Here is a 14574-nt window from a genome sequence, read left to right as displayed (position 1 = left end):
GGCGTCAGCGTCACGGCAAGGGGGGCCAGCCCCCCTGTTGCTGTCGCGCGGGCGTCCAGGGGGCGCCTGCCCCCCGGGATATTTGGATCAAGGCGAAAGGGGGCGCCGCAGCGCCCCGGCCTAGGCCCGCTGATCCAGAAGGCGGCGCAGTTGCGAGGGGAAGAGCTGCAAGAGCAGCGTCTCGCTTTTGGCGGCATCCTTCAGCCGGACAAAGGCGCGCAGGTCGATCGGCGTGTCGTCGCCCTCGGGCAGGGCCGAGAAATCCAGATCGAACATCGCGCGCCAGCGGTCGGTGCCGACGACCGGATAGACCGAGACATTGCCGATGCTGCCGATCGAGGTCGAGACGTCAAGGTCCACCCCGTCGCCGCGGCCCAGATCCTCGAGCCCGCGGTTTTCCAGATCGCACACCACCTTGACCACCCCGTGCGGGCGCGGCTGGCCAGGGACGCCGCCGATGCCCAGCCGGGTCGCGGTGAAGCGCGCGACAACCGGCGGCACGGGGCAATCCTCGAGCCAGCTCAGGCGATAGGCGATGTCATGGCTGGTGCCGGCCTTGGCGGCCGGGCCGGGTTGCCAGAAGGCGACGATATTGTCGTGGATCTCGTCATCGGTGCGCAATTCGACCAGCGTGACCGAGCCCTCGCCCCAGTTGGCTTGCGGCTGGACCCAGACCGAGGCGCGCTTTTCGTAAAAGACGCCATCGTCCTGATATTCCTCGAAATTGCGTTCGCGCTGCATCAGGCCAAAGCCTTGCACGCCGGGGGTGCCAAAGGTGTTGACCATGGTGCGCGGCGGGTTGTTCAGCGGGCGCCAGATTTTCTCGCCGGTGCCGGAATGGATTTCCAGCCCGTCGGAATCGTGGATCTCGGGGCGCCAGTCGCCGCCGGTGTGGCGGTTGTTCTTGCCATACCAGAACATCGAGGTCAGCGGGGCGATCCCCAGCCGTTCCACATCGCCGCGCAGCCAGATCGAGGCGGTGACATCCTGCACGATCCCGTTGTCGCGGTGCGAGACGATGCGATAGGCGCCGGTGGCGCGCGGGCTTTCCATCAGCGCATAGGCGGTGATGTCGCCAGTGTCCGACGGCTCCAGCCAGAAGCGGGTGAACATCGGGAATTCCTCGGGCCCGTTGATCGCCGTGTCCATGGCCAGCCCGCGCACCGACAGGCCGAACTGCCCCGAATAGCCCGAGGTCCGCCAGTAGGACGCGCCAAGGAAGGCCATCCAGTCGAGATGGGTTTTCGCATCCATCACGCGAAAGCCGGCGAAGCCCTTGGTATGGGTCAGCTCGCGGGCCGGGTTATCCTCGGGGATCTCGAAGAGGTTCAGATCGAACGCCATCTCGCGCGCCATGCCACCCTCGACGGCATAAAGCCGGACAGGCTGGCGGAAATAGGTGCCCGGAAAGAACGGTTGCACCGGCGTGCGCGCGCCCTGGTCCAGCCACAGCGTCTGGTCCTTGCGAAAGCGGATCTGGTTGTGGCGGTCATAGTCGATCCGGTCCAGCACGGCCGCATCCGGGATCTCGGCCGGCTGATAGGGCCGGGCCGCGATGGTGCGCGCCATTTCCTTGAGCAACTCGAAGGAAAACGGCTGTGCCTCGCCCAGGGCAGGGCCGGCGGCCTGTGCGATGCGCGGCAGCAGGAAAAAGCCGCCCGAGGCCAGCAGGGCACCCAGAAGGCTGCGACGATCAGTCTGGAAGGAGGTCACGGGAAGCTCCGCGAAGGGGGTGAGGGGGACGTTACGAAAAAAGGGCGCCGGACCCATCTGGGTTCGGCGCCCGAAAGCATCGGTCTGGGCGACGCGGCGCCGGGCGCTCAGGCCTTGTCCAGCTCGAAGACGTCGTGCAGCGCCTGAACCGCCAGTTCCATGTACTTGCGGTCGATCAGCACCGAGATCTTGATCTCGGAGGTGGTGATGACCTTGATGTTGATGTTCTCGCGGCTGAGCGATTCAAACATCCTGGCCGCAACACCCGCATGGCTGCGCATCCCGATCCCGACGACCGAGACCTTGGCGACATCGTCGTCGATGATCAGCTCGTCATATTTGATCAGGCCCTGGGCCTTGGCATCTTCCATGGCCTTCTTCGCGCGGGCGACCTGATCGACCGGGCAGGAAAAGGTCATGTCGGTGACGGCGCCGGGGTGGGCCTCGTCATAGTCCTTTTCGCTGATGTTCTGGACGATCATGTCCACGTTCACCCCCGCATCGGCCAAGGGGCCAAAGATCGCGGCGGCGATACCGGGGCGGTCCTCGATGGTGAACAGCGTGATCTTCGCCTCTTCGCGCGAATAGGCGATACCGGCAACGGCCTTCGATTCCATGATTTCGTCCTCGTCGCAGACCAGGGTTCCAGAGTTCTCGTCGATCTCCTCGAACGAAGAGACCACCCGCAGCCGCACCTTGTAGCGCATCGCCAGCTCGACCGAGCGGGTCTGCAGCACCTTGGCGCCCAGGCTGGCCAGTTCCAGCATTTCCTCGAAGCTGATCTTGTCCAGCTTGCGGGCCTTTTTCGCGATGCGCGGATCGGTCGTGTAGACCCCGTCCACATCGGTATAGATATCGCAGCGTTCGGCGCCAAAGGCGGCGGCAAAGGCCACGGCCGTGGTGTCCGACCCGCCCCGGCCCAGCGTGGTGATCCGCCCCTCGGGCGAGACGCCCTGGAAACCGGCGACCACGGCAACCTTCATGCCTTCGGCGAACTTGGCGTCGATGTTGTCGCGCGGAATGTCGACAAATCGGGCCTGGCCATGCTGGCTGGTGGTCAGGATCGGCACCTGCCAGCCTTGCCAGCTGCGCGCCGGAATGCCCATTTCCTGCAGCCGCAGCGCCATCAGGCCGGCGGTCACGTTCTCGCCGCTGGCGACGACCGCATCGTATTCGCGCGCATCATAAAAGGGCGAGGTGTCATTCACCCATTTGACCAGCTCGTTGGTCTTGCCCGACATGGCCGAGACGATGACGATCACGTCATAGCCGCGGTCCACCTCTTTTTGCACCTTCTTCGCCGCATTCGCGATGCGGTCGAGATCGGCCACCGAGGTGCCCCCGAATTTCATCACCAGAAGCGGCATTCGGCCCTTCCTTCCGCCAGACAAACCGCGCGTCTGTTATGACATCGGGTGCTCGCGCGCAAGGACTGCTGCGGGGGCAGCCGCCGGAAATCCGATGTTGCGCCCTGCTGCGGCCCCATATCCGGCCTTGCCTTTTTGCAAATACCCTCGGGTGGGGTCCGGGGCGGGCAGACGGCCCGCCCCGGGCGGGGGGCACGGGGGGCAGCCGCCCCCCGTTTCCCCCTTTGCAGTCCCCGCCGGACCGTGCTAGGCGCGCGATCCGGTGACAGGGGGGACGGCGCAGGCGCATGTATCGGCTCGATGAGGAAAAGCCCTCGGATTTTCACGAGGTCGAGGCTCTTTACGACCTGTGCTTTGCCCCGGGCCGCACCGCGCTGTCCTCGTATCGGCTGCGCGACGATGTGCCCAAGGTCGCGGGCCTGTGCCTTGTCTTGCGCGACGACATGAACATTCTGGCAGCCGTCATCCGCTATTGGCCGGTCCGGGTGGGCGGCAAGCCCACGCTGCTGCTCGGCCCCGTCGCGGTCCACCCGACGCGGCAAGGCGAAGGGCTGGGGGGCCTTCTGATCCGCGAAAGCCTGGCCGAGGCCAAGCGCCTGGGCTGGGAGCGGGTGCTTCTCGTCGGCGATTATCCCTATTACCGCCGCTTCGGGTTCGAAAAGCGCGAAGGCGTGGAAATGCCCCCGCCCACCAACCCCGACCGCGTGCTGGGCATCTCGCTGCGTCCTGGTGCCTGGGACGGGGTAATCGGCAAGGTGACCAAGTTCACCGACCCCGCCGCCTGAGCTGCGACAAAGATTGAAAACGCGCGCACGCATGGCCATCTTTCGGGCATGACCTTGCCCGTTCCCGCGCCCCCGTTTCCCGATGCCGAAATCGCCGCGCTGGCCGTACGCCATGCGCGTGCGGGGCGGGGGGTGATGTCCTTGCTGAACAAGCTGGGCGGCAAGGTCGAAGGGCAGATGGCCCTGTTGCCCGCCCCGGTGCGGGACAAGGTGCTCTGGCTGACCCAATCCGCGCTCGAGCGCTCCTATGGGCTGGCCACAGCCAGCGGGCGGATCGGCCGGATCGGCGGCGGCGGGCATATGGCGCTGGCGGGACTTTCGGGCGCGGCGGGCGGCATGGGCGGGCTGCCGGCCGCGGTGGCCGAACTGCCGGTGACCATCACGCTGATCCTGCGCGCCATTCAGGAGGTCGCCCGCGAACACGGCTTCGATCCCGCCGACGAGGCGATCCGGCGCGAGACATTGCGCGTCTTTGCCGCTGGCGGCCCGCTCGAGGCGGATGACGGCGTCAACACCAGCTTCATCGGCGCGCGGCTGACGCTGACCGGGCCTGCCTTGCACAAGATGATCGCCACTGTCGCGCCAAAGCTTGCGGCAGCCCTTGGGCAAAAGCTGGCGGCCCAGGCGGTTCCCGTGCTGGGCGCGGTGGCGGGGGCCGGGCTGAACCTGGCCTTCGTCCGCTATTACCGCGAAATCGCGCATGTGCGCTTTGCCCTGCTGCGGCTGGCGCAAAGCCATGATCCTGAACGGGTCTCGCGCGCTTTTGCCCGCTCGGCTTCGGTCGCGCCCTTGTTGCGGGCCTGATCTTGCTGCATCGCGGCGATTCAGGGCGCTGGACTTCGCCCGGCCGCCGCCCCATGGTCGCCCCGATTGCCAGGAGCCGCCATGACCGCCATGTCCCCGCCCGCCCCCCGAACCATGGTCGCCGCTCTCTGGATGCTGGGGTCGATCTTCTCGTTCCTTGCCATGGGGGTCGCGGGCCGACAGCTCAAGGGCGCGCTTGATGTCTTCGAGATCATGACCTGGCGATCCCTGATCGGGGTGGTGATCGTGCTGGCGGTGGCGCGGGCCAGCGGGGCGCGGCGGCTGATGGCGGTGGATCAGCTGGGCTGGCACGCGCTGCGCAACACGGTGCATTTCGCGGGGCAGGGCCTGTGGTTCTGGGCGTTGATGTCGATCCCGATGGCGCAGCTCTTTGCGCTGGAGTTCACCTCGCCGATCTGGGTGATGCTGCTGGCGCCGCTGCTGCTGGCCGAGCCGCTGACGCGGATGCGCATGCTGGCGGCGGTGCTGGGCTTTGCAGGCGTGCTGATCGTCGCGCGCCCCGATTTCGGCCATCTGGAACCCGGCGTGATCGCCGCGCTGACCTCGGCGGTGTGCTTTGCGTGCAACGTCATCCTGACCAAGCGGCTGACGGGCAAGGCGACGATCCTGTCGATCATGTTCTGGCAAACCGCGATGCAATCGGTCTACGGGCTGATCTGCGCGGGCGGGGATGGCCAGATCACCGTGCCGGGACTGGCGGAACTGCCCTGGGTCCTGATCATCGGTGTCGGCGGGCTGGTCGCGCATTTCAGCCTGACCAAGGCGTTGTCGCTGGCGCCGGCGGGGGTGGTCATGCCGATCGACTTTGCGCGCCTGCCGCTGGCGGCGGTGGTGGGGCTGATGCTGTTCGGCGAGCCGATGGACATCGCGGTCGTGGTGGGCGGCGCGCTGATCTTTCTTGGCAATATCATCAACATCCGTTACGGGGCGCGGTAAGGCGCCCTGTGCCGGCCCGGCCCTTGCCGGGCGGGCCTTTCAGGCAATTGGCGCGGCGGATCGAGGCTTGATGATGCGGTTTCTTCCCCTGATCTATCCGACGGCGGCCGACTGGCTGGCCTGTTCGCAAAAGCGGGTGCTGCTGTTCGGCATGTCGGGGCTGGGCAAGACCCATGTCGCGGCCATGTTGCGCGGGGCGGGCGACTGGTTCCACTACTCGGTCGATTACCGGATCGGCACCCGCTACATGGGCGAGCTGATCGCCGACAATTTCAAGCGCGAGGCGATGAAGGTGCCGCTGCTGCGCGAATTGCTGATGTCGGATTCGGTCTGCATCAGCTCCAACATCACCTTTGACAATCTTGCGCCGCTCTCGACCTATCTGGGCAAGCCGGGCGATCCGGCGCGCGGCGGGCTGCCCTTCGCCGAATACCGCAAGCGGCAGGACCAGCACCGGGCGGCGGAAATCGCGTCGCTGCTGGACACGCCGCATTTCATCGAACGGGCCGGGGAAATCTACGGCTATCCGCATTTCATCTGCGATTCCGGCGGCTCGATCTGCGAGGTGGTGGACCCCGAGGATGCGGCCGATCCGGTGATGCAGGCGCTGGCGCGCAACCTGCTGATGGTCTGGATCGAAGGGTCCGAGGCCCATACTGCCGAACTGGTCCGCCGCTTTGATCGCGCGCCCAAGCCGATGTATTACCAGCCCGATTTCCTGACCGCCGCCTGGCACGACTATCGTGCTGATACCGGCCTTGATGAGGCTGCGGTGGACCCTGACGCCTTCGTGCGCTGGACCTATGCGCGCGCCTTGGCCCATCGCCAGCCGCGCTATGCCGCCATGGCGCGGCGCTGGGGGGTCAGCGTGACGGCCGACGAGGTGGCGGGCCTGCGCGATGCGGGGGATTTCGCCGCGCTGGTGGCCCGCGCCATCGACCGCGCCGCCTGATCCCCCTTGCCCGCTTGCCGCAAGCGGGCCATATCCATGGCCTCTTCGCCTTGAGGAAAATATCCTCGGGGGGTGCGGGGGGCAGACGGCCCCCCGCTGCGACACCAGCCCCGGGGCGCACCACAAAAGGACCGGAACCGACCCATGCCGATCAGATTGCCCGAAACCCTGCCCGCCTTTGACATCCTCGACCGCGAGGGCGTCATGGTCATGGGCGAGGGGCGCGCGGCGCGGCAGGACATCCGGCCGCTGCGCATCGGGCTGCTCAACCTGATGCCGATGAAGATCACCACGGAAACCCAGTTCGCGCGGCTGATCGGGGCGACCCCCCTGCAGATCGACCTGTCGCTGATCCGCATGAGCGATCACCAGTCGCGCCATACTGCCCCCGAGCATATGGAGACCTTTTATCGCACCTTTGCCGAGGTCGAGGCCACGGGCGAGAAGTTCGACGGGCTGATCGTCACCGGCGCCCCGATCGAGCATCTGGATTTCGAACAGGTCACCTATTGGGACGAATTGCGCCGGGTCTTTGACTGGACGCAAAGCCATGTGCAATCGACCTTTGGCGTGTGCTGGGGCGGCATGGCGATGGCCTGGCATTTCCATGGCATCCCCAAGCATATCCTGGACCACAAGGCCTTTGGCTGTTTCCGCCAGCGGGTTCTGGTGCCGACCTCGCCCTATCTGCGCGGGTTTTCCGACGATGTGCTGATCCCGGTCAGCCGCTGGACCGAGATGCGCCAGGCGGATATCGACAAGGTGCCGGGGCTGGTCACGCTGATCGGCTCGGATGAGGTGGGGCCCTGTCTGGTCGAGGATGCCGCGCATCGGTCGCTGTGGATCTTCAACCATTTCGAATATGACAGCGAGACGCTGAAGCGCGAATATGATCGGGACGTCGCGAATGGCACGCCGATCAATGTGCCGCAGAACTACTACCCCGACAACGATCCCAGCCGGGTGCCGCTGAACCGCTGGCGCAGCCATGCGCATCTGCTTTATGGCAACTGGATCAACGAGATCTACCAGTCGACGCCCTATGATCTGAACGAGATCGGGCGCGGCTGACGCGGGGTTTTGCATCTTGCGCATTTGCAATCTGCAATGCTTTGCGGATTGCGAATGTGTCAGTGGTGGCGCCGCCAGAGGGCGCGGGCCAGCAGCGCGGCCACCCCGGCCGCCGCGGCAAAGCCGGTCAGGTTGCCCATCAGGCTGCCCAGACGGTCGACCTGCGCGGCAAAGGCCCAGCCCAGCCCGACATACAGGGCAACCCAGGTCAGCTCTCCGGCGATCGAGCCAAGCGTGAAGCGGTGCCAGCGCAGCCCGGTTGCGCCGGCGGCAAGGTTCACCCAGGGGCCAAGCGGGCTGAACAGCCAGCGGGTCAGATAGACGGTGACAAGGTCATTGCGTTCCAGCCGGGACCGGGCGCGGGCCAGCATCTGCCGGCGCGCGGGCGAGGCAGCCACCCGCCGCAACAGGCCCGAGCCCGATCGGCCCACAAGCCAGCCCGCCTGATCGCCTGCGAGCGCCCCCACAAGCGCGGCCGAGGCAACGACCGGCAGCGACAGATCGCCCGTTGCCGCAAAGGCCCCGCCTGCCAGCATGACCAGCGAGGCGGGAACCGGCAGGGCAAGGCAAGAGGCAAAGGTCACGGCCCCCACCATGGCCGAGCCATATTCGGGCACCAGGGCCAGCAGGGTTTCGGTGATCGTCTCGGTCATTGCGCGGCCCGCAAGGCTTCGACCCTGGCGATCAGGTCGGGCAGGGGGATGCCGCGCTCGGCGGCAATGCGTTCCAGCGGATCGCGCCTGGCGGTGTGCGGGTCGATCCCCAGCACCTCGGACAGCTGGTCCGGCGCAAGGTCATAGACCCGCACCAGATAGCGCGGGGTCATCCAGCCCTCGACCGGGCGGCCCGGATGGGGGCCCCAGCCGGCCAGCACCAGAACGACGCGGATCAGGAACACCAGCGCCACAAGCCCCGCCACACCCGCCCCCGCGGTCAGCCAGCGGCGGCGGGTGCGATGCGTCACCGCCCGAGTTCCTTGATGCCGCGGGTCAGCCCGTCCAGCGTCATGGGGACCATGCGGTTTTCAAAGATCTGCCGGATCAGCCGCAGCGACTGGGTATGATCCCAGAACCGTTCCGGGGTCGGGTTGATCCACAGGTTGCTGGGCCATTGTTCCCGCGCGCGTTCCAGCCAGACCTGCCCGGATTCGGGGTTCCAATGTTCATTCGCGCCGCCCGGTTGCAGCACCTCATAGGGCGACATGGTGGCGTCACCGACAAAGATGCATTTCCAGTCGGGGCCATAGGTGCGCAGCACCTCGGCCGTGGGGGTCTGGGCGTCCCAGCGGCGGCGGTTGTCGCGCCAGACGCCCTCATACAGGCAGTTGTGGAAGTAGTAGTATTCCAGATGCTTGAATTCGGCGCGGGCGGCCGAGAACAGTTCCTCGACCACCTTGATATGCGGATCCATGCTGCCGCCGACGTCGAAGAACATCAGCACCTTCACGGCGTTGCGCCGCTCGGGCCGGGTTTTCACATCCAGCCAGCCCTGTTCGGCGGTGGCGCGGATCGTGCCGTCCAGATCCAGTTCCTCATGCGCGCCGTCGCGGGCCCATTTGCGCAGCCGCTTCATGGCGACCTTGATGTTGCGGGTGCCCAGTTCGACCTGATCGTCGAGGTTGCGGAATTCGCGCTTGTCCCAGACCTTGACGGCGCGGCCGTGGCGCCCCTCTTTCTGGCCGATGCGCACGCCTTCGGGGTTGTAGCCATAGGCGCCAAAGGGCGAGGTGCCGGCGGTGCCGATCCACTTGTTGCCGCCCTGATGGCGGCCCTGCTGTTCTTCCAGCCGCTGGCGCAGGGTCTCCATCAGCTTTTCAAACCCGCCAAGCGCCTGGATTTCCGCCATTTCCTCGGGCGTCAGGTGCTTTTCGGCCAGTTTGGCCAGCCATTCGGGCGGCAGATCCAGGGCCTCGATCACCTGCTGGGCGGTGATCGCATCCAGCCCAGAAAAGGCGGCGGCGAAGGCGCGGTCGAAGCGGTCGATGTGCCGTTCGTCCTTTACCATCGCGGTGCGGGCCAGGTAGTAGAACCCGTCGGTGTCATAGGTGACGAGGCCCGCCGACACACCTTCGAGAAAGGCGAGATATTCGCGCAGGCTGACCGGAACATTGTTTCGGCGCAGGGCCTCGAAGAAGGGCAGGAACATGGCTGCCTTCCCCCTGTCAGATGAAGCGGTCGAGAAGGACCGTCGCGAACAGCCCAAGAATGGCAAAGGCGATGCCAAAGGCCGCCGCATACTGGGCAATGTCAAGGCGCGAGCCCTTGCGTTTGCGCGCAAGCCAGCCGCCCCAAAGGGCCCCCAAAAGGAGCCCGGCCAGAATGATCATGCAACCCCCCGCGTGGTCGTTCGGTTAGCGGCTGGCGGTGCGGCGCGGGGCGAGGCGGAAACCTCGGACAGACGCGCCTGAACCTGAGCCTCGGAACCGAAGCCATAGCGTGCCCAGCCCAGACTGTCGAGACGGGCTGCTTGAGCCTCGGCGGTGCGGCCGGTGGCGGCCAGAGCCTCGGAGCGCAGCATCTGGAGCGTGGCGAGGACCGCGGCATTCTGTTCGCGGGTAACGGCCGGGGTGGCGCGCTGGGTCAGCGAGAGGACCTGATCATACTGGCCCGAGGACAGCGCAAAGGCGGCCATCTGCATGTCGACATGGGCCTGATGCAGCGCCCCGCCAGGAAGGCCGGCGTAATACCGCGAGGCTTCGGCGAATTACGACACGGCCTGATCGAGCTGCGAGCTCATGGACAGGCGGGCCAGCAGGAAATGGGCAAAGGCGCGACGGTTGTCGGACCAGCCTTGCGACTGGGCGATGGCCAGCGCGGTCTGGGCGCCGGCGCGGCGGGCGCTGTCGGACGAGCGGGGCGAGAGCGCGGTTTCCACCGCATTGATCCAGGCGCGCGGGGTCTGGACGCCGGCCGACAGGCTGACACCGCCCCCCGCCGGGTTCAGGCGGGGCAAGATGGCGGGCAGGCGGGCCGCAACCTCGGCCTTGGTCATGCCGCTGTGCAGCTCGCGCGCATAGGTGGTGCGCAGGACCAGCATGTCGAAGCCGGTCAGCACGGTGTTGAAATTGTCGTCGTTGAAGACCGAATCGGACAGGTGGTAGAGATCGTTCAGCGGCCCGAGCGCCTGGGCAAGCTCTTCGTGGAGGCAATCGCGCGCCTCTTGCGGGGCGACATCCGAGGGGATGAAGATCGCGGCGCGATCACGCTGGGTCAGCGTGGTCCAGTCGATCCTGGATGTGCCGCGGGCCGCGCGGAATTCATCCCACGAAGAGACGCGGGGCACGACGAAGCAGGCGGCGTTCGGCACGGCGGCCTGCATGGTCGAGCGCGGCAGGAACTGCACGGTGATATTGGCCGCGCCGCCAGAGGCGGGGCCAATGTCGATCCCGGCTTCCGAGCGCAGGCGGCCCAGCAGCGCCGAGAGATCACGCGCGGCGGTCGCGGGCACATTGCCGGTCAGGGCGACGCGGACCGGGCCTTCGAACCGGGAAAACACCGGGATCGCCCGGCCGCTTTCCATGCGGAAGCTGAGGTCGAGGAAATCCGCTGCCACCGACGTGTTGGATCGCGAGACCCGTGCCGGCCCTTGTGGGGCGAAGCTGCGCATCGGGCTGGTGTTCGGCATCACCTCGGCCGCGATGGCGCGGCGCTGGGGCACATCGGCCGACTGGGGCGAGACGCAGGCGCTGAGGAACAGGCAGGCGATGGCAGAAAGGCGCTTCATGGTGTCGGAACCCCGGCGGGCTGGGTAGGGGCGCAACTGCGCGGGGCACCGTTTGCGACTACGTCCGGGACAGCTTGGGTCATGGTCATCTGGCAATCCCGGGGATTCTTTGACTTCTCAAGTGTTATCCATGTTTGCCGGGATTCGGAAACCCCAAGAATGGAAACAAATTCCCGAAATGGTTGCGGATTTCGTGACTTGGACGAAACAATGGCGAAAGTCGGCTTGGCCTGTGGCCCCCCAAGGGGTAATCATGGCAAGGACAAGGCGCACGAGGTGGCAAGATGCGGATTTATACCTTCAACATCAACGGTATAAAGGCCAGGTTCGAGGCGCTGACCCGCTGGCTGGGCGAAGAGCGGCCGGATGTGGTGCTGTTGCAGGAAATCAAGACGGTCGACGAGGGATTCCCGCGCCAGCATTTCGAGGACATGGGCTATCGGGTCGAAACCCATGGCCAGAAGAGCTTTAACGGGGTGGCGATTCTGTCGCGTCTGCCACTGGAGGATGTATCGCGCGGCCTGTCGGGCGATGACGGGGACGAGCAGGCGCGCTGGATCGAGGCGACGGTCATGGGCGAGGCGCGGGCGGTCAAGGTGGTGGGGCTGTACCTGCCGAACGGCAACCCGGCGCCGGGGCCGAAGTTCGATTACAAGCTGGGCTGGATGGAGCGGATGCGCGCGCGTGCCGCCGAGCTGCTGGACAGCGAGGAGCCGGTGGTGCTGGCCGGCGATTACAACGTGATCCCGCAGCCCGAGGATGCCGCCAAGCCCGAGGCCTGGTTGGATGACGCGCTGTTCCGCCCCGAAAGCCGGGCGGCGTTTCGCAAAATCCTTGCGCTGGGCTATTACGATGCGTTCCGGCTGAAGGTGCAGGGGCCGGGGCAGTATTCGTTCTGGGATTATCAGGCCGGCGCCTGGGAGCGGAACAACGGGATTCGAATCGATCATCTGCTGCTGAGCCCTCAGGCCGCCGATATTCTGGAGGATGTGGGCATCGAAAAGGCCGAACGCGGCCGCGACAAGCCTTCGGACCATGTGCCGGTCTGGGTGCAGTTGCTGGCATAAGGTCGTTTGGTTTCAATGTGTTGCACGCAATTTCGCGGATGCGCGACGGGGTTTGTGGCTGTGAGGGGCGCAACCATGACGAAAGTGGATTGACTCTGCGAACGCTCTTTGGTAGAAAGAGTGCATGCTAGAAGAAGTGGGTCAGCGGCCCGGGGGAAACCCCTCGGCCGCTTTTCCGTTTCCGCTCGTGCGGGTGCATGAGAGGGCAGGTCACGACCACCATGACAATCCACACGCCGGTTTCGCAAACCGGGCCTTTGCGGAACGAAGCCGCTGAGGCCCTGGAACTGTTCGACCTGGCCAGCACGATCCTGAGGAAGCTTCTGGACGAGGCGCAGGCGGAAGCCTCGGCCCAGACGGCGCGGGAGCTGGCCACATATACCAAGGACGTCAGCGGCGCCCTGAAGGTGCTGGTCACGGAGAGACAGAATGCAGAGAAGCTTCGCCGAGACGCCGGAGAGCTGGCAGGCGGCCGGGAGTTCGATCTTGACGCAGCGCGCGATGAGATCGGGCGCCGCCTGGCTTGCCTCCGCGACGCCGGATCAGATTGACGCCTTTCTGGGGGGGCTGAGCGACCAGACGCTGGCCGCGCTGCCCTGGGTGTTCGAATTCTGGGCGCTGCCGCATCAGTTGCCGCCCGAGGGGGCCTGGAAAACCTGGGTCATCATGGGCGGGCGCGGGGCAGGGAAGACCCGCGCGGGCGCCGAATGGGTGCGCGCCGAGGTTGAAGGCGCGCGGCCCTGCGATGCGGGGCGGGCGCGTCGCGTGGCGCTGGTTGGCGAGACGCTGGATCAGGTGCGCGAGGTGATGATCTTTGGCGAAAGCGGGATCATGGCCTGTTCGCCCCCTGACCGGCGCCCCGAATGGCAGGCGGGGCGGCGGCGGCTGCTGTGGCCCAATGGCGCGGTGGCCGAGGTCTATTCGGCGCATGAGCCGGACAGCCTGCGGGGCCCGCAGTTCGATGCGGCCTGGGTCGATGAGCTGGCCAAGTGGAAGAAGGCCGAGCCGAGCTGGGACATGTTGCAGTTCGCGCTGCGGTTGGGGCGCCACCCGCGGCAGGTGGTCACGACGACGCCGCAGAATGTGGCGGTGCTGAAGGCGATCTTGCGCAACCCCTCGACGGTGATCACCCATGCGCCGACCGAGGCGAACCGGGCCTATCTGGCGGCGAGTTTCCTGGAGGAGGTGCAGACGCGCTATGCCGGCACACGGCTGGGGCGGCAGGAGCTGGACGGGGTGTTGCTGGAGGACGCCGAGGGCGCGCTGTGGACCAGTGCCGGGATCGAGGCGGCGCGGGTCGACGAGGTGCCCAGGCTGGACCGGGTGGTCGTGGCGGTGGACCCGCCGGTCACCGGGACCAACACATCGGACGAATGCGGGATCGTGGTCGTCGGGGTTCAGATGCAGGGCGCGCCGCAAGAGTGGCGCGCCTTTGTTCTGGAGGATGCGACGGTGGCGGGGGCGAGCCCGGACCAATGGGCGCGGGCAGCGGTGGCCGCGCGCGATCGCCACGGGGCGGAGCGGATCGTCGCCGAGGTCAATCAGGGCGGCGATCTGGTGGCGCGGGTGATCCGGTCGGTCGATGGCATGGCGCCGGTCAAGGCGGTGCGGGCGAGCCGGGGCAAGGCGGCCCGCGCCGAGCCGGTGGCCGCGCTGTATGAGCAGGGCCGGGTCAAGCATGTGCGGGGGCTGGCGGGCCTTGAGGATCAGATGTGCCGCATGACGGTGCAGGGCTATCAGGGCAAGGGCAGCCCGGACCGGGTGGATGCGCTGGTCTGGGCCTTGAGCGAGCTGATGGTCGATCCAGGCGGGCGGCCGCGCGTTCGGGGGCTGTAGGCGGCGCCGGGGGCTTCGCGCCCCCCGGACCCCCCGCGGGGTATTTGGGAAAAGGCAAAAATGGCAGGGGGCGGCGCCCCCTTTGGCCGGGGCGGCGGGGGGCTGGCGCGCTCGCCGGGTGTTGCAGGGCGTCTGTGGGGCGCGGGGGCAGGGGCGCGGAAGGGCGTGCGGCGTGGTTTGATGGCGCGCGCAGGTTTCGTGGCGCGGGCTTTGTGATTGCGGCCCTGGGGGCGGCGGTATCGCGGCGGGTGGACTTTGGTGATTTGCAGAAAACGGGGCGGGGCGCTGGTGCAGGTGCG

Annotated in this window: 14 protein-coding genes and 1 pseudogene; 8 read left to right on the top strand and 7 right to left on the bottom strand. The window is 66.8% G+C overall.

The genetic code is table 11. The features are described 5' to 3' along the window. Positions 1-120: 120 nt before the first annotated feature. Positions 121-1713: an OpgD/OpgG family glucan biosynthesis protein gene (locus G481_RS0119065; RefSeq protein WP_028031402.1), complete on the bottom strand. Its 1593-nt coding sequence runs from the start codon at positions 1711-1713 to the stop codon at positions 121-123. 107 nt (positions 1714-1820) lie between these two features. Further along, on the bottom strand, positions 1821-3080 hold the full coding sequence (locus tag G481_RS0119060) for an aspartate kinase (protein WP_028031401.1): 1260 nt from the start codon (positions 3078-3080) through the stop codon (positions 1821-1823). Positions 3081-3367: 287 nt separating this feature from the next. Here G481_RS0119060 and G481_RS0119055 point away from each other — a divergent pair, with 287 nt between their 5' ends. From G481_RS0119055 to G481_RS0119035, 5 genes are all read left to right on the top strand, one after another. Then, positions 3368-3865, top strand: a complete 498-nt coding sequence (locus G481_RS0119055) for a GNAT family N-acetyltransferase (RefSeq protein WP_028031400.1) — start codon at positions 3368-3370, stop codon at positions 3863-3865. Positions 3866-3913: 48 nt separating this feature from the next. Beyond that, positions 3914-4669, top strand: a complete 756-nt coding sequence (locus tag G481_RS0119050) for an EcsC family protein (RefSeq protein WP_035026797.1) — start codon at positions 3914-3916, stop codon at positions 4667-4669. 81 nt (positions 4670-4750) lie between these two features. After that, positions 4751-5626 carry a DMT family transporter gene (locus tag G481_RS0119045; RefSeq protein WP_051294662.1) on the top strand — a complete coding sequence of 292 codons (876 nt, stop codon included), beginning with the start codon at positions 4751-4753 and terminating at the stop codon, positions 5624-5626. A gap of 88 nt (positions 5627-5714) precedes the next feature. Then, complete coding sequence (locus G481_RS0119040; RefSeq protein ID WP_028031397.1) at positions 5715-6578, top strand: ATPase; 864 nt, start codon at positions 5715-5717, stop codon at positions 6576-6578. 144 nt (positions 6579-6722) lie between these two features. Further along, positions 6723-7649 (top strand): homoserine O-succinyltransferase, encoded by a 927-nt coding sequence (locus G481_RS0119035; RefSeq protein ID WP_028031396.1) that lies wholly within the window; start codon positions 6723-6725, stop codon positions 7647-7649. A gap of 59 nt (positions 7650-7708) precedes the next feature. On the opposite strand, the gene G481_RS24650 is transcribed toward G481_RS0119035, so the two are convergent. The 5 genes and pseudogenes from G481_RS24650 to G481_RS24645 all read right to left on the bottom strand — a co-directional run bounded on the left by G481_RS24650 (position 7709) and on the right by G481_RS24645 (position 11372). Then, on the bottom strand, positions 7709-8302 hold the full coding sequence (locus G481_RS24650; RefSeq protein ID WP_051294661.1) for a DedA family protein: 594 nt from the start codon (positions 8300-8302) through the stop codon (positions 7709-7711). After that, entirely contained in the window at positions 8299-8613 is a 315-nt protein-coding gene (locus G481_RS0119025; protein WP_051294660.1) for a hypothetical protein, read from the bottom strand. Before G481_RS0119025 ends, G481_RS24650 begins: the two co-directional genes overlap by 4 nt. Beyond that, positions 8610-9794, bottom strand: coding sequence for a vWA domain-containing protein (locus G481_RS0119020; RefSeq protein WP_028031394.1), 1185 nt, complete (start codon positions 9792-9794; stop codon positions 8610-8612). Before G481_RS0119020 ends, G481_RS0119025 begins: the two co-directional genes overlap by 4 nt. Before the next feature lie 16 nt (positions 9795-9810). After that, positions 9811-9975 (bottom strand): hypothetical protein, encoded by a 165-nt coding sequence (locus tag G481_RS26425; RefSeq protein WP_028031393.1) that lies wholly within the window; start codon positions 9973-9975, stop codon positions 9811-9813. Further along, positions 9972-11372, bottom strand: a pseudogene (locus tag G481_RS24645) (DUF2927 domain-containing protein). The gene G481_RS26425 and the pseudogene G481_RS24645 overlap by 4 nt, the downstream one beginning before the upstream one ends. 284 nt (positions 11373-11656) lie before the next feature. Here G481_RS24645 and xth point away from each other — a divergent pair. The 3 genes from xth (at position 11657) to G481_RS0118995 (ending at position 14275) form a co-directional block, all read left to right on the top strand. Beyond that, complete coding sequence (xth, locus tag G481_RS0119005) at positions 11657-12439, top strand: exodeoxyribonuclease III (protein ID WP_028031392.1); 783 nt, start codon at positions 11657-11659, stop codon at positions 12437-12439. 221 nt (positions 12440-12660) lie between these two features. After that, positions 12661-12990, top strand: a complete 330-nt coding sequence (locus G481_RS24640) for a hypothetical protein (protein WP_051294659.1) — start codon at positions 12661-12663, stop codon at positions 12988-12990. Further along, positions 12941-14275: a DNA-packaging protein gene (locus G481_RS0118995; RefSeq protein ID WP_028031391.1), complete on the top strand. Its 1335-nt coding sequence runs from the start codon at positions 12941-12943 to the stop codon at positions 14273-14275. The genes G481_RS24640 and G481_RS0118995 overlap by 50 nt, the downstream gene beginning before the upstream one ends. Positions 14276-14574 lie beyond the last annotated feature (299 nt).

It is taken from the genome of Gemmobacter nectariphilus DSM 15620, from assembly GCF_000429765.1.
GTDB classification, from domain to species: domain Bacteria; phylum Pseudomonadota; class Alphaproteobacteria; order Rhodobacterales; family Rhodobacteraceae; genus Wagnerdoeblera; species Wagnerdoeblera nectariphila.
This window is presented reverse-complemented; position numbering and strand designations above follow the sequence as displayed.

What these genes read in the sequence shown, in the direction of transcription:
- G481_RS0119060 (WP_028031401.1), bottom strand. Translation starts at nt 3,080, where the DNA reads ATGCCGCTTCTGGTGATGAAATTCGGGGGCACCTCGGTGGCCGATCTC.
- G481_RS0119055 (WP_028031400.1), top strand. Translation starts at nt 3,368, where the DNA reads ATGTATCGGCTCGATGAGGAAAAGCCCTCGGATTTTCACGAGGTCGAG.
- G481_RS0119050 (WP_035026797.1), top strand. Translation starts at nt 3,914, where the DNA reads ATGACCTTGCCCGTTCCCGCGCCCCCGTTTCCCGATGCCGAAATCGCC.
- G481_RS0119045 (WP_051294662.1), top strand. Translation starts at nt 4,751, where the DNA reads ATGACCGCCATGTCCCCGCCCGCCCCCCGAACCATGGTCGCCGCTCTC.
- G481_RS0119035 (WP_028031396.1), top strand. Translation starts at nt 6,723, where the DNA reads ATGCCGATCAGATTGCCCGAAACCCTGCCCGCCTTTGACATCCTCGAC.
- G481_RS24650 (WP_051294661.1), bottom strand. Translation starts at nt 8,302, where the DNA reads ATGACCGAGACGATCACCGAAACCCTGCTGGCCCTGGTGCCCGAATAT.
- G481_RS0119020 (WP_028031394.1), bottom strand. Translation starts at nt 9,794, where the DNA reads ATGTTCCTGCCCTTCTTCGAGGCCCTGCGCCGAAACAATGTTCCGGTC.
- G481_RS26425 (WP_028031393.1), bottom strand. Translation starts at nt 9,975, where the DNA reads ATGATCATTCTGGCCGGGCTCCTTTTGGGGGCCCTTTGGGGCGGCTGG.
- xth (WP_028031392.1), top strand. Translation starts at nt 11,657, where the DNA reads ATGCGGATTTATACCTTCAACATCAACGGTATAAAGGCCAGGTTCGAG.
- G481_RS24640 (WP_051294659.1), top strand. Translation starts at nt 12,661, where the DNA reads ATGACAATCCACACGCCGGTTTCGCAAACCGGGCCTTTGCGGAACGAA.
- G481_RS0118995 (WP_028031391.1), top strand. Translation starts at nt 12,941, where the DNA reads ATGAGATCGGGCGCCGCCTGGCTTGCCTCCGCGACGCCGGATCAGATT.